Raw genomic sequence first — 26253 nt, forward strand, 5'->3', positions numbered from 1 at the left:
TTTCACATTAAGTGAGAATAGATGAATTTTTGGAAAGGGAAATCACATGGCAAAACAACTTCATGCACTCGCGCAAAAGGTATGGGATTACCATCAATTAGGCCATGCACTTACCAAAAGTGATTGTATTTTTGTGTTATGTAGCAATGATGTTCGAGTTGCTGAATATGCGGCGCAGCTGTATTTAGACGGTTATGCGCCCTTTATTATTTTCTCGGGTGGAGTCGGTGAGCTTACTCAAGGTATGTTTGAAGGATCGGAAGCTGAACATTTTGCTCAGATTGCGGCAGACCTTGGTGTACCAGAAGATAAAATTCTCGTTGAGCCTCAGTCGACAAACACTGGTGAGAACATTCAATTTACTCAAGCCTTACTTGAAAATGAAGGGCTAGATCCTCATCATTTCATTCTTGTGCAAAAGCCATTTATGGAGCGTCGTACCTATGCGACATTTATGCGCCAATGGCCGAACAAACAATGTATCTTAGCTTCGCCACAACTCTCTTTTGATGATTACCCAAACGATGTGATCAGTTACAGTGATCTGATCAACGTTATGCTTGGCGATCTACAACGTATCCGTGTTTATCCTGATCTAGACTACGCGATTGAACAACCTATCCCAGATGATGTTTGGCAGGCATTCGAATCTTTGGTTGATGTTGGTTTCTCAGAGCACCTCCTTTCTGCAAGTTAACCATTCTTAAAAAGCATCTTTACTAGCGAAATTATGTAATTAATGTAAAGCCTCAACATTTGTATGGAGGCTTTTATATAATGGCTAGCTATATCGAATTGTACGATGTATTATTTTTTTGAACTTCACGCAGACCTTTTGGTCAATAAACCTTATATACCCAAGCCATTACGAATATAACTATGAAAAAACGTTGGATTTCAGGCGCTATCGCAATTGCATTAGCGACTGGTGGATATTTTTATTTGCAAACACCGGCAGAAGATTCTTCTGCGACACAACCTACCTTGACTGTTGAGCAAGGTCATATTGAAAAGACAGCGATTGCAGTGGGTAAAATTGTTCCCGCACATTCGGTACAAATCAAATCTCAATTAGAAGGGATCGTCGAAGAGATCTATCACCAAACGGGTGAGCAAGTTGAGGCGGGTACAGCGCTGTTTAAGATTAGACCGAATCCAACGCCACAAAAGCTAACGCAAGCCGTAACCGACGTTATGACGAGCCAAGCAAGACTGGATTCAGCGCAGCAGAAATACGACAACTTAGCTGGTCTTGTTAAAAATAATGTCATCCCTAAAAATTATGGTGACTTTATTGGCGCTAAAGCCGAGGTGCGTCAGGCAGAAGCTGATTTACGTCAGAAAAAACAAAACCTCGATCTTATTCAAAGTGGTGAATCGACGGTTGGTAAGGCAAAGCTATCTTCAACCATTTATGCGCCTATTACTGGCACTGTCTTGAATGTATTAGTTGAAGTGGGAGAGCCTATTATTTCGACCGAGTCCAATCAAGCAGCGACGGTAATGATGTCGATGGCAAACATGGATAACATCATTTTTAAAGGCAGTGTGAGTGAACATGATGCCGCACAGTTATCACCGGGTATGGCGGCGAACCTAACGCTTGCGCCTTATCCTGAAGTAAGTGTTGAAGCGAATTTAAACAAAGTCGCGGTTCAATCTGAAAAGCTTAATGCTGTGAATGGTCAAGCGACCAACGGCAATTTTGATAATGGTTTCCAGATCGAAATAGATAAGATCTTATTCCCTGAATCATTGCGTGTGCGTTCTGGTTTTTCCGCAACGGCAAAGATCACCTTAAAGTCTGTTACGGATGTTCCTACAATTCCTGAGCGAGCATTGCAGTTTGAGGGTGAATCGCCGTCTGTACTTATCCCTGATGATAGTGAATTAGGTTTCCGTGTTCAGCCCGTTAAACTTGGTCTGTCAGATGGCATTAATGTTGAAGTTATTGAAGGTATTGCTGAAGGTGAAGCGATATTGGATGCCAGTATGATGGGAGCCCCGAATGCCTAATCGTAATGTGCGGACTTTGGCGGTAAAGTCGGTTCGCTTCAATCGGGTGATGGCAGGTGTCGCGTTAACTTGTTCTGTCATGGCTGCGACTGCGTTTAGCCCTACAGCTAGCGCCCTTACTTTATCTGAAGCTTGGATCGCGGCTAAAGCCAATGAGCCACAATATTTAAAATCACAAATTGATGTTCAAATTGGTGAAGCCGATGTCGATAGCTCTCGATCTGGATTACTGCCTGAGGTTGCTGCAAGCGCAGGGGCCAATTGGAGTGACTCGAATAGCGATGAAGTCACAGGGCAATACGGGATTCGTTTAGAACAAACGATATGGGATAGCACAAAGTGGCGAACATTAGATGCGAGTGAAGTGCGTTTAATGAGCAAAACATTACAAACTTCAGCGCAAAAGAATGCATTAGCAGAAAAGGTGATATCGGCTTACTTGAACGTTGCATCGTCACAGGCCGCTTTGAAACTCGCTGAGCAGAAATACAATGAAAGTACCAAATTATTAGCCTTGACTGAGCAGCGATTTAAAGCGGGTAAAATAATGGCGACGGATCTGGAGGATACGCGTGCCAGCCATGTTGATGATCAAGCTTCTATCTTAACGGCCAAAGCTCAACTACTCGATAATCAAGCAGCCTTGGCGAATTTGATTAATGTTATGCCTGATCAGGTTGATGAAGTAAATGCAGAACACCTGTTTGCGCCACCGCTTAAATATAACGGTGAGCAACATTGGTTAAAAATGGCAAAGGATAACAGCCCTGAATTACTGGTCGCTCTGCAAAACCTAAAAGCCGCACAAATTGATAAAGATACTGCGAAAGCAGGGTATTACCCGACCGTCAAAGGCAACGTTGGCTACCGCAATGAGAGTAAATCGAATAATAACGATTTGTATGCAGGTTTAAACCTTAGTGTTCCCATTGATTTAAATGGATCAACAAGTGCCAATGTAGAAAAAGCTTCTTTGCAGATTTTACAAGCGAAACAAGATGTACGCGCTGTTGAGATTCAGTTAAAACAAGATGTACAAATTCGCTATCGTAAACTCGCGCTTGATTGGCAGCGCGTTGAAATGGCGCAGCAGCAGGTCAATTCTAGACAGCAAGTGCTCTCGAGCAAACAATCTGTTTATGGCGCAGGCTTAATCGATTCTCTTGAAGTCATCCGTGCTCATAATCGTTTATTCGACAGCAAAAATGCGCTGCAAGTTTTACTTTATCAGTATTGGAAAAATCGAGCGGCCTTGCTAAAAGCGGTGGGCCAGTTAGACGATAATGCGATTTCTATGGTGAGTAAGGCCCTACATTCATGATGCTACTTCAGCAAATATACCAAACGCTGTTTGCACATAAGTTGCGGGCAGCCTTGGCCGTGATTGCAGTGAGTTGGGGGATCTTGGCTGTACTTGTTCTTGTGGCGCTGGGTGAGGGCTTTTATCAAGTGAACGTTAAATCGTTTGCAGTATTGATGAGTGATACCCAGCTTGCGATGAATGGTCAAACAACGCAACCGTGGCAAGGGCTTCCCGCAGGGCGTTCTATTACCTTTCGTGAGGAAACGGCTCGTAAATTGGTAGAACATAAGGAAGTAGATGCTGTCTCTGTCCTTTATTTTAAATGGGATGCGAGTGTTACAGACGTAACAGGAAGAACGATTCCAGGTTATGTGCGTGGCGCCGATCAGTATTACACCGAATTACGCAATGTGCGTTTACAACCTGGCTCGCGGGGCATTAACCCAAGCGACATGGCGAATCACTCCCGTGTCGCTGTTATTGGTTGGCAGTTGGCAAAGCAGGCTAATTTACAGGTCGGTGGTGAGCTGAAAATTAATGGCGTGCCTTTTACTGTTGTTGGCTTAACTCAGCAAGCAGAAGGCGGGAGCGCCTTTGGTCGCCGTGAAGATAATCAAGTGATCATCCCATCTAAAACCTATTTAGACTTATGGTATGCCAAGCCGTCACAACTTTGGGTAAAACCGCACCAGGGTGTATCTGGTGCTTTGTTACGTAAAAGCTTGCAACATTACTTCGCAAAAATTGAACATTTTAACCCTGCTGATCCGAATGCTATCTGGCTGCCAAACTTTGGCGAAGATGCGAAGTTTTTTGATGCATTATTACGTGGGATCCAAAGCTTCCTTGGCGCCAGTGGCGTAATGACATTAGCGGTTGGCGCGTTAGGTGTCGCGAATATCATGTTCTTATCGGTGACGGAGCGAACGCGTGAAATTGGCGTGCGTTTGGCAATTGGCGCTAGACAGCGTGATATTTTAAATCACTTTATTGCGGAAGGTTGTTTGCTGGTGGGATTAGGCTGTCTTGTTGGTGTGTTACTGGCTTATGGCGCAGTTGAAGGCCTGCTTGCCATTGGTTTACCCGGTTGGCTGGGTAAGCCTGAAATTACCACTTGGTCATTGTGGCTAACGGTAGGTGTCACCATTATTCTTGCTCTACTGGCTGCTTGGTTTCCTGCTCGTCGCGCCGCGCGATTAACGCCGGTTATCGCGTTAAGTGCAAGGGGGTAGCATGATTCCATTTCGACAGATATTCCAAGAAATGGCAGCAGAAAAACTGCGTCTTGGTTTGATGATCCTTGCGATTGCTTGGGCGACCATTTGTATTGCGTTAATGCTTTCGATTGGTGAAGGTCTGCGCCAAGGGTTAACGCGTCATGCAGAAAGTGGTAACGGTAAATTGATCCGTGTTATGGGCGGTATGGCGACCATGAATTATGGTCAGTTTAGCCAAGGAAAGATGCTAAAACTCTACCCTGAAGATATCGACCTTATTCGTGCTTTGCCTGCTGTTAAAGCCGCAGAACCCGTCGTGACATGGGACAAAGAGGTTATTTATAACAAGCAAGTGAGTTGGCAAGCACCAATGGCTGTCTCGGCGAATTACCAATCCATGATGGGTTTTTCGATTGCTGATGGTGGACGTTGGCTCAATCCTTTGGATTTGAAAGAGCAGCGTAAAGTCATCGTGTTGGGTGAGAGTGTTGCAGTTGAGCTTTTCTATCAAGGCGAGATCACCGACTGGGATAACTTACCTGAACTTGAAGAATCACCTGTTGGTAAGGCAGTTAAAATAGGGGAAGAGTCTTTTACCATAGTAGGCATTCTTAAACCGTCAGCGATGCGTGTTGGAGAAGGTGTACCCGCTAATTATGCGGTGTTTATTCCCTTTACCACTTGGCAACGTTTCAACACCAATGCCCCAGTTTCTGCGTTAGAGGTTTCTCCTGCACAGGGGAGTGATCGTGCGCTACTCGCGAAGACTATTCGCCAAGTGATTAGTCGTAAATATGGGGCGAGTCTGCAAGACACTGAAATTGTGCAATTGGAAGATATGCTAGAACGCCAGAAAACCATGAAGACGTTTTTAATCGGACTTCAAAGCTTCCTTGGCATTATTGGCTTAGTGACTTTGCTAGTGGCGGGCGTTGGTATTGCTAATGTGATGTATGCCTCTGTGAAGCGAGCGACCCGTGATATTGGTGTACGTATGGCCATTGGCGCAACGCCAACGGATATTACGCTGCATTATTTGGTGCAGGCGTTTCTAACCATGGGCCTTGGAGGCGTAATTGGTTTAGTGATTTCACAATCTGCGGTGGAGGCATTATCTGCAATCCCCATTGAAGGCAATTATTTGTATGAACAACTCGGCCGGCCTGTCCCTGAGCTTTCATTGGCTGTTGTTATGATCGTGATTGGCGCGTTAGCACTTGTTGGTTTATTGGCTGCATGGTTTCCAGCAAGGCAAGCTGCCAGTGTGACACCATTAGAAGCGCTGCAAGGCGAGTAGAGATTAATTTAGTTATGTCATTAGTAGAATTACAAGCTATCAGTAAGATATATCAAAGCGGTGCAGAAGTGGTTAAAGCGCTTGATGAAGTCAGTCTAACCATAAACCGAGGCGAGTTCCTTTCAATTCTAGGGCCTTCTGGTTCGGGTAAGTCGACCTTAATGAATATGTTAGGGTGTTTAGATAAAGCAAGTAGCGGCGAATATTTACTGGAAGGTGAGTCGATTGAAGGCTTAACCAGTAATCAATTAGCCGCTATCCGAAATCAAAAAATTGGCTTTGTATTTCAGAGCTTCAATTTATTGGAATATGCCAGTGCACTCGACAATGTTGCTTTGCCTCTAGTTTATGGTGGTGTGTCTTTACGTGAAAGGCGTAAACGTGCAGCGGTACTGCTTGAAAAAGTTGGCTTAGGTAATCGGATGGATCATAAACCTAACCAATTATCTGGTGGTCAAAAACAACGAGTTGCCATTGCGCGTGCGCTTGTTAATGAGCCTCAAATTATCTTAGCCGATGAGCCAACAGGAGCGCTCGATACCAAATCAGGCGCTGAAATTGAGTTGCTATTTAATCAGCTTCATCAAGAGGGGCGAACTATTATTGTCGTCACTCACGACTTAGAGCTAGCTCAACGAACTAAGCGAATTATCACTATTCGTGATGGTAAGCTAGTGAGTGATGAAGTACCTGTTAGTTAATTTGCTTGGTGATTCCCTTGCTACCGTATTACTCAGTAGCAAGGGGGCAACAAAGCTAGTTAGATTAATTCTGACTTAGTTAGAGATAAACGGTATTTTTTACTTCCTGATTCTTTTTCAATAATAAAGCACAAGCTTGAAAAAGAAGTAGGGAAAAGTACATGTATAAAGGGATAGGCTTAGTTATTGCGTTAGTTGGGGGATCGTTACTGACAACGGGTTTTGTAAGTGCATTATTAGATCTAAGCGCTTTTGTTGTACTGGTGTATATGGTGAACAATCATCCGCAATTTAATCAAGTAAAACAAACTAAGGCGCAGGACGCACGTTTTGCGTTTAATCTTAAAAAAAACGATAAAAATAAACTCGATATTACACCTTAGTGTTGCTAACTAACGCGCATATCATTGCAGAAACATGCTTTATTCATTTTGAAAAGTGATACTAACCCCTTAGTGAATGTTTCAAACATCATTGGTCTCGGTAAGGGGCGTACATAAAATCTTTAGCGCTTCACACAAACAAAAATAGCGTTACCCGCATTATTGCCTAATGGAATGATCTTGTCATAGTCATGCTCAAACACGTGAACATCGAAGTAAGGCGTTAGCAGAGCTTGTAATTCTTCAAAGCCAACAGCAACCATAGCGTGCTCATCTTGCCAAGATTGAGTGACTTGTTCTGTGGTCTTTTCAATGCTCAATTTAAGTGACTGTCTTTCACCGTCGCCGCTGTAATGCCAACCAGAACTGAAGACAAATTCGCTATCGTCGAATTGTGCAGAGTGACGCACAAATGATGCATTATTAATTTTGTTTTTTTCGACTGAATTAAAACAAAAAACACCCCCGTCAGCTAACGCTTTATGCGCACTTTCAATACAGCCTTTTAAGTTTTCAATGCCATCGCTGTAGTGAATGGAATATAAAAAGCAGGTAATTAAATCAACCGGCTGCTCGACCGTGAAATCGCACATATTGCCCAGAGTGAAACTTGCTTCAGGGCAACGAACTTGTGCCATATCTAACATAGGCTGATTGATATCAAGCCCACAGCTTTGATAGCCAGAATCGATAAAGTAACGCACATGTGGGCCCGTGCCACAGGCAAGATCAAGGTGTGTGTTTCCCTCATTACCAAATAATTGGTGGAGTCGACGAACATAATGACTCTGCGCTTCATAACCTATGTCTGCACACATTAAATCGTAGTAAGAAGATAAGTCGGTGTATAGAGCATTCGATGACGTAGTGACTGATTGCATTGTCGCAGTTCGCGCTTTTGATAGGTAATAGGGAGGCGCATACTAGGTAAAAAGCGCCCCTTTGCGAAGTGTATATTTTTTGTCGTGACGACAAGTGATTTCGATGGAGAGCGGCTAATGGTTAAAGCGAAGAGAAATGAACAAAGAAATTAACGTAATAACGCACTCAGTAACCAATGTAGTAAGGTGAACAGGTGTTGTGAAATAAGGCTTAATTGATAAAAAACGAGAGCAAGTGCTCTCGTTATTATTATGGATTTGTCTCGTTTTAAATAAGGCTGGCACTTAGCTCATTAGCAGGTAAGTCAGAGACGAACCGCCAATCGCAATCCAGAGTAAGATACCTAATACGAGTGGTTTAGCACCTGATGCTCGTAGTTTTTGCACCGTAATGCCTGAACCTATTAGGAACAAACATACCACAAGTAAGCGTTTTGATGCGCTAAAGATTAAACTATAGAGATCGCTTAGCTGAGGAAGGAAATGGGCAACAGCAATAGCGACACAATAAAAGACGATGAAATAAGGAACGGCAATTTTCTTACTGTCGCCTTTGAACATTAGCCCACTTAAAAAGGCAATAGGAATGATCCAAAGTGCGCGAGCCAGCTTTAAGGTTGTCGCTGTTTTTAATGCTTCATCCCCGTATGCCCCTGCCGCACCGACTACAGACGATGTATCGTGAATTGCGATAGCAGCCCAAGTACCAAATGCGTGCTGGCTCATTTCAAATAAATGGCCAATCGCAGGGAAGATAAAAAGCGCGACGGAGTTAAGTACAAACACAGTCGCAAGTGCTAACGAAATTTGTTCGTCTTTTGCATTAATCGCGGGCGCTACAGCAGCAATAGCACTACCACCACAAATTGCAGTGCCAGAGGCTATCAGGTGGCCAGTTTTAACATCCAGTTTGAACAAGCGGGTTAGTATAGTACCTAGAATTAAGGTACAGAATATGGAAGAAACAATAATCCCTAACCCCTGCTGGCTGGCTGCAATGGCTTCATTTAAGTTGATACCAAAGCCTAAGCCTACAATCGAGTAGGCTAAGAGCTTTTTAGTAAAACCTGCCAAATTAAGTTTCTCGGGAATTAAGCCAAGGCTTGCAAGCGTAAAGCCGAGAATAAGCGCAACAGGTGAACTAATAATAGGGAAAAAGCATACAAGGGCTATTAAATAAAAAGGAAGATCGGCTTTATGAAAAGCAAAAGGTTTTTTAGCAAATTGCATGAGTGAAGTTATGTGAGATGAGAATAGCGGTAAGTATACGGGAGAGGTTAAGTTTCATTGAGTTAAATAAATTGATGCTAGGGTTAAAAAAAACTTAACCTAACGATATTCCGTGTTATTGGCGTGATGCTACCTCCTTTAATAAGGGAGGAGGGGCCGTTCTTAGTTCTCGTGATCTATCGCTTAATTTGTGTTTTGTTCGACAAATGGGAAATCACGATTTTGACTCAAAAAACTAGCAATTAGTGTTTTTTTATTGCATTGTTTTTATAGGTTACAGAGAAAGTCGCTATTTTTCAGTGGGTTATTCTAAATCGGAATGTGGTGTTGTTTTGTCGGTATGACACCAATTGCAATCGCTTAAAAGGAATATTATGAATCAACAACAATTAGAACGCATTGCGTCATCTACGTTTAAAAAGTTGTTTGGTTTACGGGCGACATTTGTTCAAACCGAGCAGACATTTTATGGGTGTGTTGTCTTCCTTGCCGCAGGTAAACAAAAAGCGGTGATTAAGTTTTCAAAAGAAATAGGCCGATTGGCAAAAGAAATTAAAGGTGTTGAACGCTTAACTAAGATCCTTGATTGTCCCGTACCTGCTATTTACTTTTATGGGCGTGATGAAGGCTATGACTATTTAGTGTTGGAATGGTTAGATGGTCAATCTGCTCATGAATTACCCCCTGAGAAAAAAGCCATTGAAACGTTTGGCGAACATTACACAGATATCTTATTAGCTTTACATGAATGCAGCCACGAACAAGGCTTTGAACTCGACGAACAATCATTTTCTCCAACGTTAATCGAGGCCTTTGAACACTGGATGTTTCCTGTTTATCGTTATCTTATGAGTTCAGCGTCTCCATTTTCGAGCCAGCTTAAAGGTGATTTTGAAAAACTGTGGGATTCACGTCAGCAAGTTTTAGCTCCTATTAATCACGGATCGTCTTTAGTACATGATGATTGTCATATCGGTAATGTTTTGTTTGATCCGAAAACCTATAAAGTGACAGCGTTAATCGACCCTTGTGATGTCGGTTTTAAACATCGTGAGTTTGATGTTTTCCACTTATACGATGTACGCCCTGATCTTAATTTAGCTGATCGTTATATGAAGAAAGCGTCGCTTGCTGACGGCTATCAATTAAGGCGGTGGTTTTTAAGTTTATGGGATGATGCCAAGCATAGTCGGAATATCGGTTGGTATGATGATGCGTGGATAAGCCATAAATTTAAACGTTATGATCAAGAATGTGCTTAATCCGACATTCTGTTACATGTTGGTTGGTGTTGAACGCTCATCACGCATAGTATTGAATTAATACCAAAATAAAAATAGGTGTAGGTGAATGAAAAAAGTCGCGGTAGGTCTTTTTGCTCTTTTACTCGCAGGGTGTGCACAACAACAAGCGATACAAGAACCCGTTAAGCCTGTTCCTGAAACAGAGAAGCCGGCAGAAGTTAAACCCACAGATCCAGTTCAACCCGAGGTGGCACCTGAAATAAAACCCGAAGTTAAGCCAGAGGTGAAACCCACGCCTGAAATTAAGCCCAAACCCAAGCCTAAACCCGTTACCACCACAAAAGATGGAAAGTTGATTTTAGGCAGCCAAGAGATTGTTTGGTTAGGCGCAGCGAAAACACATGTGAAGGTAAAGGTCGACAGCAAGGTAAAAATGTCGACGATTGGCGTGTCTGATATTCAAGAGTTTGAGCGTGATGGCAAAGACTGGGTGAAAATTAAAGCGGGCAAAGAAGAGGTCGAGTTGCCTGTTGAACGCTGGGTGAAAAGTAACAAAGAGCGTTTACCCATTGTTAAAGTGCGTACTCGCTTAGCTGATTTGAATGAGCGAACAGAGTTTATGTTAGTAAAAGGCAACGGTGTTGTTCTTGGTGAGAATTTTATTCAAGATGTTGCAGTGATTGATGCAAATCGTAAATTTGTTCAACCTAAGTCGAAATAGTTTTGTTTTCAGTTTCCGCTAATTTGCGATGAACCATACAAAGAGCTCCTTGGAGCTCTTTTTGTTTTTTTAGTCTAAGCCAAGGTCCAAAGCTGAGGGCTAAAACACAGGGAAGCTTTATTTCATCAGTACGAACGGAATAGTAGTCACAGATTACACATTGTGTAAAAGCGCTTACTTGACAGGTTTGCTAATCTGCCGCTCATTCTAAACCGTGCTTATTAAAAATAATTATGAAGCTTTCTCAATTAAATGCTTTCCGTGCCGTTGTCGAATGTCAGACGGTGACCGCCGCTGCCGAACGACTGAATTTGAGTCAGCCAGCGGTAAGTCGAGTGCTGGCTGCTTTAGAAGACCGATTGGGTTTTAAGCTATTCACACGGCAACGAAACCGCTTGGTGTTAAGTGACGAAGGACAAGCCTTTTACCTTGAAGTAGCAAAAGTTTTTGAGGCTGTTTCTGGCTTAGATAACGCAGCTGATTCAATTCGGTCTCATCATTTTGGCACACTTAATATTGCTGCTATGCCCTTATTATCGAATGCCTTTCTCCCTCGCATCCTTGCCAGCTTTTTAAAACAATCGCAGCAGTTAAAAGTAGGCTTTAAAACCTACCGCTCTGAAGATGTCATGCGCAGAGTGCAAAGCCAAACAACAGATATTGGCTTTGCATTTATCGATGAGCCGTTAGCGGGAGTAAAAGCCCAGCGGGTTGAGTGTGAATGTGTGTGTTTATTGCCAAGTGACTCTCCGTTAGCCAAAAGAAGCAGTATTGATATTTATGACATTGCCGATCAGGTGGTGATCCGCCATGAGAAAGATATAACTCAGCGACGTATAGATGCTTTATTAAGACGCTATGGCTTGTCTACGATCGAGCATATTGAAGTCTCTCTTGCCAGTACGGCTGCAGCGCTTGTTCGTGAGGGGATAGGTATCGCAATAACAGATCCTTTTACGGCACATATGGCAAGTGAACATCCAGCGGTGGTAATGCGGCCACTTGTGTTTGGCTTACCGTTTGAATTCGATATTTTATACCCGGCTTTAAAACCTATTCATCGTCATGCGGAGCATTTTATTGAGCAGTTTCTCTTGCAAGCCGATGAGATGAATATTTATTTGAAAATAGGGCCGATGCGCGATCTGGATATTGTCGATAATGTGTAACGTCACATTCCGCTTGGGTTTGCTTGATAGCGAGAGGGTGTTTTTAATGTGTTATTTATCAAAATCTTATCGCTAGTTGGTGAAGTAGCTATTACTTTTTTGCATACCAGTAGTAAAGGGATGCATTGGCGAGAAGCACGCGAAACGCCTTAATCTGGTTTTAGGAAAAACAACCAGATTAAGGACACAAATCATGGCTAATAAAGTCTCTATTATCGGCTCTGGTAACGCAGGACTAACCGCGGCCTATCACTTTTCTCTTCAAGGCGCGAACGTCTGTTTATTTGGTGCGAAAGGCTTTGATCAGCCGTTGGCTGATATTGAAGCGCGTGGTGGTATAGAAGCGTTATCTTCATTTAACGATGTACCTCTTACCTATGCAGGTTTTCAACCAATAGATAAGGTTACGCGTGAGTTAGAGCAAGCCATTGCGTACTCAGATTTACTGATTTTACCTGTACCATCTTTCGCTCAAGAACCACTGTTTATTGAGATGTTACCGCACTTGCGTGATGGCCAAATCATCATGCTGATGCCAGGTAACTATGGCTCATTGGTACTTAATCGTATCAAACAAGAACAAGGTTATGGCGATCTTGATATTACGTTTGTAGACGCAATTTCTATTCCTTGGGCGACACGTATAGTTGGCCCTGCGGAGCTTGCTATTTTGGGTATGAAAGAGTTCTTACCTGTAGCCGCTTTCCCTGCGAGTAAAACGAAAGAGGCGATTGCGCGTTTACAACCTGTGATGCCATTGCCTTTGACGGCGCTTGATAACGTAATTAGTGCTGGTTTAGAGAATATTAACTTTGGCGGCCACCCATTGTTAACCACACTAAATATGGGACTGCTTGAAAACTTCGATGGGCAGTTTAATTACTACAAAGATTGTTGCTCTATTTCTACCGCAAAAGCAGCAGCTGTCATGGAGCAAGAACGCCAGGCAGTGGGCAAAGCGTTAGGCTTAACGCTGACGCCAGAACTTGAAGCAATGAACGCATTATACGCAATGGAGTGTGAGAACGTGTATGAGGTTAACCGTACCTCTGAAACGCATGGCAAGCTAAACAGCGCACCAAACTCTGCCGGTAACCGCTACATAACAGAAGACGCAGCTTTCTTGCTTGTACCTTGCTTTGAGTTTGGTCAGCTAGCTGGCGTAGCGACGACCATGGTGACGTCTTGTTTACACATTGATAATGCCTACAACGATACTAACTATTTTGAGCAAGGGCGGACCTTAGACAAAATGGGGCTATCGGGTATGTCAGTTCAAGAAATTATGGATTTCGTTGCATAAAAAGAAGGTGGATAACCACCCAAAGTGGGGTCGTTGACCCCACATAAATAAGGACATCATAATGAAAAAGCTAAAATTTCCTTCTGCCTACACAATTTTAATGATCCTAACTGTTTTGATGGCGGTACTGACGTGGATGATCCCTGCGGGCCAATATCAGATGGCGGAGAATGAAACACTCGGTCGTATGGTGCCACTGGTCGGGTCATACCAAACCGTTGAAGCGAATCCCCAAGGTGTGATTGATGTATTGATGGCGCCGATTCAAGGGTTTTATGATCCGACTAACTACGCGGCTCGCGCAGTCGATGTCGCTTTGTTTGTACTGGTTATTGGTGGCTTCCTTGCGGTTGTAACCCGTACTGGTGCGATTGATGCGGGTATCGCTGGCACAATGAAACGCCTGAATGGTAAAGAAAAGTGGATGATTCCGATCTTAATGGGATTATTTGCAATGGGCGGGACTGTGTATGGCATGGCTGAAGAAACAATCCCGTTTTATGCCTTACTTATCCCTGTCATGATTGCGGCGGGCTACGACAGTATCGTTGGTGTTGCCATCATCATGGTGGGTGCAGGTATTGGTTGTTTGGGATCAACCATTAATCCATTTGCGACCGTGATTGCATCGAACGCAGCTGAAATTAACTTCATGGAAGGTTTATGGCTACGCGTGGCAATTTTGGTGATTGGTTGGTTAGCCTGTGTGTTCTATGTCATGCGCTATGCCGAGAAAGTAAAGCGCGATCCTTCACAATCACTTGTTGCGCACCAAAAAGAAGACAACGAACGTCACTTCTTACACAGTAAAGAGCAAGAGGCGCCAGAACTGACGGGTACTCGCAAAGCTGTATTAGCCATTTTCGGTGCAACCTTCGCTGTCATGATGTGGGGCGTATCTGTAGCTGGCTGGTGGATGGCTGAGCTTTCAGCCCTCTTTATTGGTGCCAGTATTGTGGCAGGGTTAGTGGGTAAATTGTCTGAAACTGAATTGACCAACAGCTTTGTTGATGGTGCACGTGACTTGCTTGGTGTCGCGCTTATTATTGCGATTGCACGTGGTTTGGTTGTGGTGATGGACAACGGTAACATCACGCACACCATTTTGAACTACGCCGAAGGCTTACTGGGTGGTTTGCACCAAGTAGCATTTGTGAATGCGATTTACTGGGTAGAAGCGGTACTGTGTTTGGTTGTGCCATCATCATCTGGTTTAGCCGTACTTTCTATGCCTGTATTAGCACCACTTGCAGACTTTGCTGGTGTAGGGCGTGAGCTAGTTGTCACGGCTTTCCAGTCAGCTTCAGGTTTACCTAACTTAGTTACACCAACATCGGGCGTTGTCATGGGTGGTTTGGCAATTGGACGTGTCGCTTATTCGTCATGGCTTCGCTTCATTGGCCCGCTGTTGGTCTTTTTAACTGCGATGGTGATGGTATTACTGAGTATCGGTACTGTTCTGAGTTAAGTATGCACTAAAGCTGGATTAATACTCATCGTAGCTTTCGGAAAAGTGAAAACATAATAAATAAAAAAACAGCTATCATAACGGTAGCTGTTTTTTTATGTGAAACAATAAGGATAACAGCCTGATAATGCGATTCACTCCAATATGATAAGGGTTATCAGGCAGCGTTTTGCTGCGATTAATGGCTGTTTTTTACCAGCATGAAAACATGATTTTTATCACGTGTCTTTGTAAATTTATGCATTTCCGATTTGTTTGTTGACGCTTATCAATAAGCCTAAAGGGGTAGATGACAGAATTGACATAATTATAAATAATAATTAATGAGCGATGTGTCATGACCAACAAATTAAAAGAAATACTCATTCCAACACTTACGCGGAGGGGATTTATAAAGTCCTCATCTGTCGTTGGTGGTTTAGCCGCAGTTACTAGCGCAATTACTTTGCCATTTAAATCGAGCAGTGTTCAAGCAAGTGACAAAACACCAGTTGACGAAAAAGTCGTCTGGAGTGCGTGTACCGTAAACTGTGGTAGCCGTTGTCCTTTGCGTATGCATGTTGCTGATGGCGAGATCAAATGGGTCGATGCTGATAATACAGGCAGCGATGACTACGCAAATAAAGACGTTCAAGTGCGCGCCTGTTTACGTGGTCGCTCTATGCGTCGTCGTGTCTATAATCCAGATCGCCTTAAATACCCAATGAAGCGTGTGGGTAAGCGTGGTGAAGGTAAATTTAAGCGCATTTCGTGGGATGAAGCTTACAACGAAATTACCAATAGTATTAACAGCATTAAAAAAGAGTACGGTAACGAGGCTTTCTACCTGAACTATGGTACAGGTACGCTCGGTGGTACAGTCACTAAATCGTGGCCTCCAGGTGCAACGCTTATTGCTCGCTTAATGAACCTAACAGGTGGTTATCTAAATCATTATGGTGATTACTCGACGGCACAAATCGCCAAAGGCTTAAGCTACACTTACGGGGGCTGGGCGAATGGTAATTCTTTCTCTGACACTGAAAACAGCAAGCTGATTGTTCAATTTGGTAATAACCCTGCCGAAACGCGTATGTCTGGTGGTGGCTTGATTCATCATTTGATCGAAAGCAAAGCGAAATCGAATGCCAAAATGATCATGATAGACCCACGCTACAATGATACGGCAGCAGGGCGTGAAGATCAGTGGATCCCAATTAAGCCGGGTACCGATGCCGCATTCATTTCCGCCATGGCGCATGTGATGATCAAAGAAGATTTGGTCGATCAGCCGTTCTTGGATAAATACTGTGTTGGCTATGATGAAAAAACCTTACCAGCTTCTGCACCAGCAAACAGTGATTATAAATCTTACATTCTAGGCTTAGGTGAAGACGGTGTAGAAAAAACACCTGAATGGGCTGCACCGATTACCGGTATTCCTGCCGATATCATTATCAAAACTGCCCGCGAGATTGGTTCGACTAAACCTTGTGCTATCTATCAAGGCTGGGGCTTACAACGTACCCAAAATGGAGAAATTGCCTCTCGTGCTATCGCAATGTTAGCGTTATTGACAGGTAACTTAGGTATTCACGGTGGTGGCTCTGGTGCGCGTGAATCGGATTACAATATCCCATTTGTCCGTTTCCCAACCCTGAAAAACCCTATCGAAACCTCGATCTCTATGTTCCTTTGGACCGATGCGATTGTGCGTGGCCCAGAAATGACGGCAACCCGCGATGGTGTTCGCGGTAAACATAAGCTGGATGTGCCAATCAAGTTTATTTGGAACTATGCTGGTAACTGCTTGATCAATCAGCACTCAGACATCAACCGCACCCACGACATTCTTCAAGATGAAAAAGCGTGTGAAATGATTGTGGTGATTGATAACCACATGACCTCTTCTGCTAAATATGCCGATATTGTATTGCCAGACTTAACTACATCTGAGCAAGCTGACTTCTGCATGGATGGCAAAGCAGCCAACATGCCATATTTCATCTTTGCAGATAAAGCGATTGAACCTCAGTTTGAGTCGCGTGGTATCTACCAAATCTGTGCCGATTTAGCCGAGCGTTTAGGCGTGGGTGAAGCCTTTACAGAAGGCCGAGACCAAGAAGGTTGGTTACGTCACCTGTATGCCGAAACCTTAAAGCTGGATCCAACACTGCCCGATTTCGAAACCGTGCGTAAGCAAGGGATAGTGAAACGTAGCGATCCTAATGGTCACTACGTGGCTTACCAAGCCTTCCGTGCAGATCCCGTTAATAACCCACTAAATACGCCATCGGGCAAAGTGGAAATTTACTCGGAAGCTTTGGCAGAAATCGCAGCAGAGTGGGAATTACCTGAAGGTGATGTGATTCACCCATTGCCGATTTACGTGAGTACCTCTGAAGGTTGGGATTCACCAAAACGAGCAGAGTTCCCGTTGCAGTTAACCGGTTTCCACTATAAAGCGCGTTGTCACTCAACTTACGGCAATGTCGATATCTTGAAGCAAGCAGCACAGCAAGAAATGTGGATTAATCCGATGGATGCTGATCGTCGTGGGATTAAAAATGGCGACCGTATTCGTATTTTCAATGACCGTGGTGAAGTGCGTATTAACGCTAAAGTAACGCCTCGTATGATGCCTGGTGTGGTCGCGTTAGGTGAGGGTGCATGGTATGCGCCAGACGGTAAAAAGGTTGACCATAACGGTTCAATCAACGTTTTAACCTCGCAAAAACCAAGCCCACTGGCTAAAGGTAACCCTCAACATACCAATCTAGTTGAAGTTCAACTAGTGAAAAAGGCGTAAGGACTGAATCATGAAACAATATGGTTTTTATATCGACTCGAGCAAATGCACAGGTTGTAAAACTTGCCAGCTTTCCTGTAAAGACGTGAAAGACTTAGGTGTCGACAGAAGCTTTCGCCGTGTATATGAATATGCTGGCGGTAACTGGGTAGAAGAAAACGGCACATACCGCCAGGACGTTTTTGCTTACTATACCTCTATTGCTTGTAACCACTGTGATGAACCTGCGTGTGCCAAAGTGTGCCCATCGGGTGCGATGCACAAACGCAAAGAAGACGGATTCGTCATAGTTGATGAAGATGTTTGTATTGGCTGTAAACACTGTGCCAATGCCTGTCCTTACGGTGCGCCACAGTTTGATGCCGAGCAAGGTCACATGACTAAATGTGATGGTTGTTATGAACGTGTTGCGGAAGGTTTAGACCCTATTTGTGTGGGTTCATGCCCATTGCGTGCGCTTGAGTTTGGCCCAATTGCTGACTTGCGCAAAAAGTACGGAACCAATGCCGATGTTGCACCGCTTCCATCTTCATTAATTACCAAGCCTAATATCGTGATCAAACCGAACCGTCATGCGCGTCCAACAAATGACACCACAGGTCACCTAGCGAATCCTAAGGAGGTTTAAGATGAGTTATCATGAATTGTCTTTGGTGCTATTTACAGTGCTGGCACAGACGGCGGTTGGCGCGTATTTAATCATGAGTATTGCCAACTTGGTGACAAATTCACGTGTTGATGTGAAAAGCAGAATTACCCGTAATATGTTTTTTGTGTGGGTCGTAATGGGCTTAGGCTTTGTTGCTTCTTCGACACACCTTGGTAGCCCAATGCGCGCAATGAATGCATTAAACCAAGTAGGTACAAGCTGGCTGTCAAACGAGATCCTGACTGGCTCAATGTTCTTTGCTTTTGGTGGCCTTTACTGGTTATTAGAAGTATTAGATAAAGGCACAGAAGGTGTACGTAAAGGCTTGAAAATAGCCGGTATGGTGGCAGGTGTTGCCTTTATGTATTCAATGGTGAATGTGTATTTGATTGATACTGTTCCAACGTGGAATACGCCGTTCACAGGTTGGTCTTTCCTACTTACCATGGTTGTTGCGGGTGCTATTTTTGCGTCAACCTTGATGCACAGTGCGCAGTTTGATGATGCGAAATATACGCGTGGCATCCAAGGCTTGGTGGTAGTAGCGATTATTGCCATGATTGTAGTGACACTGTCACAAATGGTGGCGTTAGCTGATATCCAATCTTCTATTGTGGCAGCAAGTGATTTAGTACCCAATATGGCAATGCTGCAAGGTAGCCGAATTGTACTGCTTGTTGTAGGCGCTGCGATTGCACTGTTTGGGATTAACCGTATCAAAGGTAATATTGCCTTGCCTGTGGTTGGTCTAGCACTTGTGCTTGTGGCTGAATTACTTGGTCGTAATATCTTCTTTAACCTTCACATGACAGTGGGTATGTAATTGCTGCACTTTGTGTAGAGCATTAAACATGTAATACCGAGGGGGGAAGTACTTCCCCCTCACTTTTAAGTGAATTACCGAGTGATCTTATGCAGAATCTAAATAATGCATCAACTGAATTAAGCCTTGAAGATGTGAATGCAATGAGCAAAATTTTTGGCTCATTATTTTACTTCCCACTGACTCATGAGAATAACCACGCCATTATTGCGCTGATTAAAGCGAGTGATGATTTAGAGCACAATGGCTTTGCTAACTTTGTTTACGCCTTTGCATCTGAAACAAGCGAAGCACTTAACGATGACTTTTTCTTGTTGTTTGAAGGCGGAGAAACCATGGTTGCACCGCCGTGGGGATCGGTTTATTTAGATAAAGAACAAGTTGTTTTTGGTGATTCTACCGTTCGCTTTCGCCAGTTTTTAAGAGCAAACAATATTGAGTTAGACACAGGAATGCGTGAACCTGAAGATCAGTTTGGCTTAATGCTGTTTGCTGTAAGTCAATTGATTGAGCAGTCTCAAGATCAACAGCTTGTTGAGACTTTACTGACCGACCACCTTTTACCCTGGTGCTTGCGTTATCTTGAGCTGGTTGAAAAGCATGCTGCAGCCAGCACTTATCAACATTTAGCTGCTTTAGTTAAAGATTGGTGTTTGTCGATACAAGATGCATGGCAATTGAAGCCGCTATCATTAAAGGTTTATCGCTAAGATGGCAGAAAAGGACGAGCGTTATTACAAAGCCTATATGGAACATAAAACCATTAGTCGGCGTGGTTTGTTTCGTGCTTTCACATCAGGTACCCAAAAGGCATCGGCTGACGTTTCATCAGCCACTTCCTCATCTCGTTCGTTACCAAAGTCGGGTGAAGCAGTGCCCGCTGAACAAGATCTAGTCACCGAACTTGTCGCTGCAAGCCAGGTTGTTAGAGTGGTGGCGCGTCCACCGGGTGCCCTTGATGAAGTGCTTTTTCAGAAAATATGTACAGGGTGTTCAGAGTGTGAATCCGTCTGCCCAGAAAAAATAATTCATGTAGCAGACGATTTAGCGCAATTAGATGTTGATTATGGTTATTGCACTATGTGTGGCGAGTGTCAAAAAACTTGCCCGACAGGGGCTTTGCACGCTAAGAAGCCACACGATGAACAAAACGATACTGAACTTAGGCCTAACTTCAGCACTAACTGCCAAAACCGCTTATTTGGTGAGTGTGAGCTGTGTGCAGAGCAATGTCCACATCAAGCAATTTCTATTGCAACATTTAGCTTACCTAAATTGGAACAAGCAAAGTGTGACGGTTGTTCTCGCTGTAAACAAGCTTGTCCTTTTTCCGTGATCACCATGGATTTATAGCGTTCTCATTGATTATCAAACACTAGTCAACGCACAAATAGGCAAACAAAAAGCGACGCATCTTCATGGGTCGCTTTTTGTTTGAGTTAGTTTTTGATTAGGCTGTACAGGTAAACTCATCAAAAGTTAGCCCGCAAACACATTGCCTTCAGGGTATTTGAGTTTAGAGGGTTTGGGGCGCGCCAGCATGTATGCAAGCGTTAAAGGACCGATACGGCCTGTAATCATGACCACTACCATGATGAGCTTTCCTAGTTCAGATAACTCTGCCGTTAACCCCCCAGAGACACCAACAGTAGCAAATGCCGAGATGGTTTCAAACATGATAGAAACGAAGCTAGCTTTCTCTGTGATCATAAGAAGAAACATAGCACATGTCAGCATTAAGCCACTGACCACAATAATGGCTAAACATTTAGTGACGGTATTGGTGGTGATAGTGCGTTTGAACAAAGACACATGGTTACGCTGACGTAAAAAAGACCAGGTGGCAGCCATGGCAACAACAAAGGTGGATACCTTAATACCGCCGCCTGTAGAGGTCGATCCCGCACCAATTAGCATTAACAAGATCATGATTAATATGGTCGGGTGAGTGAGTTGTGATAAATCGACACTATTAAAGCCAGCGGTTCGCATGGTGGCAGACTGAAAGAAAGCCGCGAGCCATTGTTGGCCTGTACTTAGGTTAGCAATGGTTGCTGGATTGCTGCTTTCGAGTAGCCAAAACATCAGGGTACCAAATAGCAGCAGGCAAGGTGTTGCAATGAGCATAATCTTGCTATGAAGTTGCAGGTGCTGAAAACCACGGTGACTATTTCTATGTATATCTGAAATCACAGTAAAGCCCAGTCCGCCAAGGATAAATAGGCTAGCGATGGTCAGAAGTACTAAAGGCTCAGTGTTAAATTGACTTAAGCTGTCTGAAAATAGAGAGAAGCCTGCGTTATTAAAGGCAGATACCGAGTGAAATAATGCCGAGAATAAGCCCGTTTTCAAACCCATCTCAGGGATCCAACGATAGGCCAATACAAGCGTACCGATGAACTCAATAGTAACAGCGAAAATAACAATATGCTTGATGAGTTGGTGCAGGTTAACGACTTTGTTTTGTCCTAAAGCCTCTTGCGTTAATGATTGTTGCCTTAAGCTCATACGTAGCCCAAACATATAGAGCAACACGGCAGATAATGTCATTTGGCCAAGACCACCAATTTGCATTAGAACAAGTAATAAAATTTGGCCTGATAAGGTGAAATGACTGCCTGTATCAACCACACCTAACCCAGTAACACTAATAGCTGAGGTTGCTGTGAAGAGGGCATCAATAAAGCTCAGCCCACTGATTGAGAATATAGGCATGGTCATTAAGGCCGCAGCAGGTAATAAAATACACAAAAAACTAACCAAAATGATCTTAGGCTCAGACCAACGATCGCCGCGTTTGGGTGTTTTAAGTGGGACGTATAGCCCATGATTAGGTAAGCGCTTCATAAACGTTTAAGTTGTTTAATCAGTTGTTTTTCTGGGCCCGCAATAACCAAAATATCGCCAGTTTCTAGGCATGCAGTACTAGGTAAGTCTTTATAAATTTTAGGGCCTCGTTTCACGGCTAGTAACATCATGTCCTTACCTTGGCAGCAAGGATGCTGTTGAATTTCTTTACCTAAATGGCTATGCGATACAATCACTTCAGCGATGGCAAGCCCACTACCTAAATCCAGCACATCAAAAATACGGTTATCGAGCATATTACAAGCAATGCGGATCCCCATTTCGCGTTCAGGCATGATGACTTTATCTGCGCCTATTTTTTGCAAAATCTTCGCGTGATGTTTGTCTTTCGCTTTCACCCATACTGTTTTTACGCCAGCTTCTTTTAGCACCAAGGTGGTGAGGATACTGGCATTAACATCTTCGCCTATCGATACCATTGCCATGTCGTAATCTTGCAACTCTAATTCTGCGACAGTTTGTTCATCCGAGCAGTCAGCAACAACTGCTTGGGTAACAATATCAGCGACTTTTTTCACGCTCGCTTCGTTAATGTCGATGGCAAGCACTTGTGCACCATGGCTCGATAATTCTTCGCAAAGCGCCATACCAAAGCGGCCAAGACCGATCACTGCAAATTGCTTCTCTTCTGGGTTCATAATTTAGCATCAAATCAAAATCATAAAGAGAAAATATGTGCTTGAGAGGGAAATTTCAACTGTTAAACGATATTAATTTAAATGCGTATGGAGAGGAGAAGGTATGTACAGATATTTTTTTTGTACAAGAGTGATCCGTTTCCTAATCTTAGTTGTACAAATGGTAAATCTTGTATAACTAAAAGGATAAAAGCTCATGGGTATTCCAGTAGGTGTAAGCGCATGTGTGATTGGCCAGAAAGTTCGCTTTGATGGCGGACACAAACGAAATATTTTTGTTGAAGAGCAGCTTGTTGACTACTTCGACTTTCAGCCAATTTGTCCTGAGGTAGGGATTGGTTTACCTGTACCGCGTCCGACTATACGTTTAATGAAAACAGAAGACGGTGAAGAACGCTTGGTCGGTACCAAAGATGCCACTAAAGACTTTACCGATGAAATGTTGATTTTTAGCGATAAGAAAATTCCGAGCCTTAATCAGCTACGTGGTTATGTGGTATGTGCAAAATCACCAACCTGTGGCATGGAGCGGGTAAAACTGTATATGGAAAACGGCAACACGATTCCAGGTGGTACAGCGGGTGTATTTACCCGTAAATTAATGGAAGCCATGCCGTGGTTGCCGGTTGAAGAAGATGGCCGTCTACAAGATCCATACTTACGTGAAAATTTTGTATTTCGTGTGTTTACCTTAAACGATTTTTACAACTGTATGGGGAATGAGCCCACTCGTGCCAAGCTAGTCAAATTCCACTCACGGTATAAATTAGTCTTGATGGCACATAGCCCTGTCGCCTACAAATCACTTGGTCGAATGGTGGCTGAAATTGCAAACTGGGATTTGGATGAGTTCTATCACAGCTATCGTTTGCAATTCATGGAAGCCATTAAGAACCGTGCCAATCGTCGTAATAACACCAATGTATTAATGCACCTTCAAGGGTATTTCAAACGCAACCTCGATAAGCAGCAGAAAAAAGAATTAGCGGATCTGATCATGGATTACCGCATTGGTAACATGCCAATACTTGCTCCGTTGACCTTAATTAATCACCACTTACAGCTAAACCCTGATGCTTACTTGCGAACCCAAGTATTTCTAAACCCATACCCACAAGAGCTGAAACTTCGTTATGCGATGTAATACAAAAGCGGATACTCAACAACTGAATGACTGTCATCCCCAAAAGCATTTGTATGCTATCAGTGATGTGTCTGAAAAAACGGGTGTGAATTCGGTGACATTAAGGGCGTGGCAAAGGCGCTACGGCTTATTGAATCCAACGCGAACAGAAAAAGGCCACCGTTTATATTCACAAAGCGATATTGAGCGGATTCAATTGATTTTAAGTTGGCTTGATAAAGGGGTTTCTATCGGCAAAGTGAAACCGCTATTAGAGTACTCACCAGCAAATATGGTGAGTGCAGAAGCGCTCGATATTACTTCTGAGGTGATAGAAAGCATCGATGCCTTTAGTAAAGAATCGCTTGAAAAAACAGTACACCAACTCTTAAAAGAGTACCCATTGTCTGTACTGGAAAAGCAGTTTTTTTTACCCATACAGCAGCACTTAGATGGAATGGATACGCCACTTTCAGATGCTCAGCGGGCATTTTGGGTAAGCCTTTGTCGTAAGTGCTTTATTTCGACCGAAGCGCAAATTAAATCAAACGCTAAACAGCTTGTGGTTGTCATGAGCTTTGATAGCGAGTGCGGTTATCAATTACCGCTTGAATTATTACGAGCAAAGCAGCAAGGGCAACAAACTTTGTTGCTGGAAAACTACACAGGCAGTGTACTTGGAGTAGACAAAATGGTGACTCAGATAAAGGCATCGTCGCTTGTTATTGGCGGGGCAAATTCGTTATCGAGCAAGGTACTTAACGACCTTAAAGCTTGGTTAGCAAAGATGAGTATACCTATTCGGATAACGGGCATGATTACGCAAATTCACCCTGATTTATTGCAGTTTTGTTCAAATGAAACGCTATTCGAAAGAAAAGCGTCGAAGCAAGAGCCAGAGGTGAAACCATGAGTAAACTCGTCTGGTTGCGCAATGATCTCCGTGTTGTTGATAACACGGCATTACTAAAAGCATGCCAATATCGCCAAGCTTCAGAGCCAGTGATTGCCCTTTATATTGCAACACCTATGCAATGGCATGAGCACCATGAAGCGCCAATAAAAATTGATTTTATTCAGCGCCGCTTAGTTGAGCTGAAACAGTCTCTTGCAGCATTGAATATTCCGCTAATTGTAAAAGAAGTGGCTGACTTTGCTGCTGTGCCAGCTTGTATCTTAGCGCTTACTCAGCAGTATCAGGTGGATCATGTATTTTGCAATAAACAGTATTTGATCAACGAAAACCAGCGAGATTTACACCTTGGTGAGCAACTTGCGTCGCGAGCTATCAAGCTGAGTGTGTTTGATGATGATTGCATTATTGAACCAGGACGAGTGCTCAATAAACAAGGTGAACCATTTAAAGTCTTTACGCCTTTTCGCAAAAGCTGGATTCAAGTGTATCGGGAGCAAATTCGGTCAACGGGAAGGGCACTTGTTCAGCCAGCCCCAAGTATTTTAGGCGATCTTGATGAGCTTAATAAAGAAGATCCCGATTTAGAGTCAACGCATTCTATTACTCATCCTTCTTTTAGTTACCCCGTAACAACAAGCATTGACTGGGCTGTGGATGATGAAGCGATTCGCCAACGTTTACTGACATTTTGCTATGAGAAAGCCATGGACTATCACGCTAACCGTGATTATCCCGCCGTTGATGGTACGAGCTGTTTATCGCCTTATCTTGCAATAGGCGCGCTGTCTCTTCGTCAATGTTTTCATACGCTAATGACAGAATATCCTGAGTGTTTAGAAAACCCAGAGTCAGGAGCGTTTACCTGGTTTAACGAGTTAGTGTGGCGTGAGTTCTACCGCCATCTGATGGATGCGAATCCAAAATTGTGCCGAGAACAACCTTTCCATGCATGGACAAACTATGTGGTATGGAAAAATGATGAAACTCTGCTTCATGCTTGGCAGCAGGGTAAGACTGGTTTTCCAATTATTGATGCTGCAATGCGGCAGCTAAAAGCGACAGGTTGGATGCACAACCGTCTTCGTATGATAGTTGCGAGTTTTCTGACCAAAGATTTGTTAATTCATTGGCAAGCAGGCGAGCAGTGGTTTATGTCGCACCTGATTGACGGCGATATGGCTTCCAATAACGGCGGGTGGCAATGGGCGGCATCAACGGGTACAGATGCGCAACCTTACTTTCGTGTATTTAATCCAACCACACAAGGTCAACGTTTTGATCCAAAAGGTGAATTTGTTCGTAAGTGGATAAAGGAACTGAAAGATGTTCCAGATAAATTCATTCACAGCCCACACCTTTGGCTAGGTGCCCATACGCTGAGTTATCCCAAGCCAATAGTGGATCATAAACAAGCAAGATTGCTAGCAATTGAAACCTTTAAACGAGCCAATGAGCAAGGGAAGTTACAGGGTAGCGTTTAGAGAGGTGTTTGGTATAGAGCACCAAGATAGCTAG

Annotated in this window: 24 protein-coding genes; 20 read left to right on the top strand and 4 right to left on the bottom strand. The window is 43.5% G+C overall.

The window, feature by feature from the left end:
* The first annotated feature begins 46 nt into the window (after nucleotides 1-46).
* The 7 genes from L4C35_RS14535 to L4C35_RS14565 all read left to right on the top strand — a co-directional run bounded on the left by L4C35_RS14535 (nucleotide 47) and on the right by L4C35_RS14565 (nucleotide 6917).
* Nucleotides 47-697, top strand: a complete 651-nt coding sequence (locus L4C35_RS14535) for a YdcF family protein (protein ID WP_428463558.1) — start codon at nucleotides 47-49, stop codon at nucleotides 695-697.
* A gap of 182 nt (nucleotides 698-879) precedes the next feature.
* Nucleotides 880-2016: an efflux RND transporter periplasmic adaptor subunit gene (locus L4C35_RS14540; protein ID WP_428463559.1), complete on the top strand. Its 1137-nt coding sequence runs from the start codon at nucleotides 880-882 to the stop codon at nucleotides 2014-2016.
* Nucleotides 2009-3337, top strand: a complete 1329-nt coding sequence (locus L4C35_RS14545) for a TolC family protein (RefSeq protein ID WP_428463560.1) — start codon at nucleotides 2009-2011, stop codon at nucleotides 3335-3337. Before L4C35_RS14540 ends, L4C35_RS14545 begins: the two co-directional genes overlap by 8 nt.
* Nucleotides 3334-4551, top strand: coding sequence for an ABC transporter permease (locus L4C35_RS14550; RefSeq protein ID WP_428463561.1), 1218 nt, complete (start codon nucleotides 3334-3336; stop codon nucleotides 4549-4551). Before L4C35_RS14545 ends, L4C35_RS14550 begins: the two co-directional genes overlap by 4 nt.
* A gap of 1 nt (nucleotide 4552) precedes the next feature.
* Complete coding sequence (locus L4C35_RS14555; protein ID WP_428463562.1) at nucleotides 4553-5833, top strand: ABC transporter permease; 1281 nt, start codon at nucleotides 4553-4555, stop codon at nucleotides 5831-5833.
* A 14-nt stretch (nucleotides 5834-5847) separates the two neighbouring features.
* Nucleotides 5848-6534: an ABC transporter ATP-binding protein gene (locus L4C35_RS14560; protein ID WP_428463563.1), complete on the top strand. Its 687-nt coding sequence runs from the start codon at nucleotides 5848-5850 to the stop codon at nucleotides 6532-6534.
* 161 nt (nucleotides 6535-6695) lie between these two features.
* A complete protein-coding gene (locus tag L4C35_RS14565) occupies nucleotides 6696-6917 on the top strand; it encodes a hypothetical protein (RefSeq protein ID WP_428463564.1) in 222 nt (73 codons plus the stop codon).
* A 122-nt stretch (nucleotides 6918-7039) separates the two neighbouring features.
* On the opposite strand, the gene L4C35_RS14570 is transcribed toward L4C35_RS14565, so the two are convergent.
* Nucleotides 7040-7798, bottom strand: coding sequence for a class I SAM-dependent DNA methyltransferase (locus tag L4C35_RS14570; protein WP_428463565.1), 759 nt, complete (start codon nucleotides 7796-7798; stop codon nucleotides 7040-7042).
* A 285-nt stretch (nucleotides 7799-8083) separates the two neighbouring features.
* Nucleotides 8084-9028: a YeiH family protein gene (locus L4C35_RS14575; protein ID WP_428463566.1), complete on the bottom strand. Its 945-nt coding sequence runs from the start codon at nucleotides 9026-9028 to the stop codon at nucleotides 8084-8086.
* Between the two features lie 374 nt (nucleotides 9029-9402).
* On the opposite strand from L4C35_RS14575, the gene L4C35_RS14580 reads away from it, so the two are divergent.
* The 10 genes from L4C35_RS14580 (at nucleotide 9403) to L4C35_RS14625 (ending at nucleotide 20546) form a co-directional block, all read left to right on the top strand.
* Entirely contained in the window at nucleotides 9403-10290 is an 888-nt protein-coding gene (locus L4C35_RS14580) for a phosphotransferase (protein ID WP_428463567.1), read from the top strand.
* 88 nt (nucleotides 10291-10378) lie between these two features.
* Nucleotides 10379-10993, top strand: a complete 615-nt coding sequence (locus tag L4C35_RS14585; protein ID WP_428463568.1) for a putative ATP-dependent zinc protease — start codon at nucleotides 10379-10381, stop codon at nucleotides 10991-10993.
* Nucleotides 10994-11226: 233 nt separating this feature from the next.
* A complete protein-coding gene (locus L4C35_RS14590) occupies nucleotides 11227-12162 on the top strand; it encodes a LysR family transcriptional regulator (protein WP_428463569.1) in 936 nt (311 codons plus the stop codon).
* Between the two features lie 193 nt (nucleotides 12163-12355).
* Nucleotides 12356-13465, top strand: a complete 1110-nt coding sequence (locus L4C35_RS14595) for an NAD/NADP octopine/nopaline dehydrogenase family protein (RefSeq protein WP_428463570.1) — start codon at nucleotides 12356-12358, stop codon at nucleotides 13463-13465.
* A 61-nt stretch (nucleotides 13466-13526) separates the two neighbouring features.
* A complete protein-coding gene (locus tag L4C35_RS14600; protein ID WP_428463571.1) occupies nucleotides 13527-14933 on the top strand; it encodes a YfcC family protein in 1407 nt (468 codons plus the stop codon).
* 337 nt (nucleotides 14934-15270) lie between these two features.
* On the top strand, nucleotides 15271-17721 hold the full coding sequence (locus tag L4C35_RS14605) for a DmsA/YnfE/YnfF family dimethyl sulfoxide reductase (protein ID WP_428463572.1): 2451 nt from the start codon (nucleotides 15271-15273) through the stop codon (nucleotides 17719-17721).
* A gap of 10 nt (nucleotides 17722-17731) precedes the next feature.
* Nucleotides 17732-18349, top strand: coding sequence for a DMSO/selenate family reductase complex B subunit (locus L4C35_RS14610; RefSeq protein WP_428463573.1), 618 nt, complete (start codon nucleotides 17732-17734; stop codon nucleotides 18347-18349).
* Nucleotide 18350: 1 nt separating this feature from the next.
* Complete coding sequence (locus tag L4C35_RS14615; RefSeq protein ID WP_428463574.1) at nucleotides 18351-19193, top strand: DmsC/YnfH family molybdoenzyme membrane anchor subunit; 843 nt, start codon at nucleotides 18351-18353, stop codon at nucleotides 19191-19193.
* Between the two features lie 89 nt (nucleotides 19194-19282).
* The gene (locus L4C35_RS14620) at nucleotides 19283-19903 is read left to right on the top strand and encodes a TorD/DmsD family molecular chaperone (RefSeq protein WP_428463575.1); all 621 of its coding nucleotides are present in this window, start codon (nucleotides 19283-19285) and stop codon (nucleotides 19901-19903) included.
* A gap of 1 nt (nucleotide 19904) precedes the next feature.
* Nucleotides 19905-20546 (top strand): ferredoxin-type protein NapF, encoded by a 642-nt coding sequence (locus L4C35_RS14625; protein ID WP_428463576.1) that lies wholly within the window; start codon nucleotides 19905-19907, stop codon nucleotides 20544-20546.
* 126 nt (nucleotides 20547-20672) lie between these two features.
* On the opposite strand, the gene L4C35_RS14630 is transcribed toward L4C35_RS14625, so the two are convergent.
* Both L4C35_RS14630 and L4C35_RS14635 read right to left on the bottom strand, forming a co-directional pair.
* A complete protein-coding gene (locus tag L4C35_RS14630) occupies nucleotides 20673-22040 on the bottom strand; it encodes a TrkH family potassium uptake protein (RefSeq protein ID WP_428463577.1) in 1368 nt (455 codons plus the stop codon).
* A complete protein-coding gene (locus tag L4C35_RS14635; protein ID WP_428463578.1) occupies nucleotides 22037-22699 on the bottom strand; it encodes a potassium channel family protein in 663 nt (220 codons plus the stop codon). Before L4C35_RS14635 ends, L4C35_RS14630 begins: the two co-directional genes overlap by 4 nt.
* A gap of 196 nt (nucleotides 22700-22895) precedes the next feature.
* Between L4C35_RS14635 and L4C35_RS14640 the strand changes: the two genes are divergently transcribed.
* The 3 genes from L4C35_RS14640 to phrB are packed head-to-tail and all read left to right on the top strand — an operon-like array spanning nucleotide 22896 to nucleotide 26219.
* Complete coding sequence (locus L4C35_RS14640) at nucleotides 22896-23843, top strand: YbgA family protein (protein WP_428463579.1); 948 nt, start codon at nucleotides 22896-22898, stop codon at nucleotides 23841-23843.
* The gene (locus L4C35_RS14645; RefSeq protein ID WP_428463580.1) at nucleotides 23833-24735 is read left to right on the top strand and encodes a MerR family transcriptional regulator; all 903 of its coding nucleotides are present in this window, start codon (nucleotides 23833-23835) and stop codon (nucleotides 24733-24735) included. Before L4C35_RS14640 ends, L4C35_RS14645 begins: the two co-directional genes overlap by 11 nt.
* Nucleotides 24732-26219 carry a deoxyribodipyrimidine photo-lyase gene (gene phrB, locus L4C35_RS14650; RefSeq protein WP_428463581.1) on the top strand — a complete coding sequence of 496 codons (1488 nt, stop codon included), beginning with the start codon at nucleotides 24732-24734 and terminating at the stop codon, nucleotides 26217-26219. Before L4C35_RS14645 ends, phrB begins: the two co-directional genes overlap by 4 nt.
* Nucleotides 26220-26253 lie beyond the last annotated feature (34 nt).

The sequence above is a fragment of the Photobacterium kagoshimensis genome (assembly GCF_050337045.1).
In the GTDB taxonomy this organism is placed as follows: domain Bacteria; phylum Pseudomonadota; class Gammaproteobacteria; order Enterobacterales; family Vibrionaceae; genus Photobacterium; species Photobacterium kagoshimensis.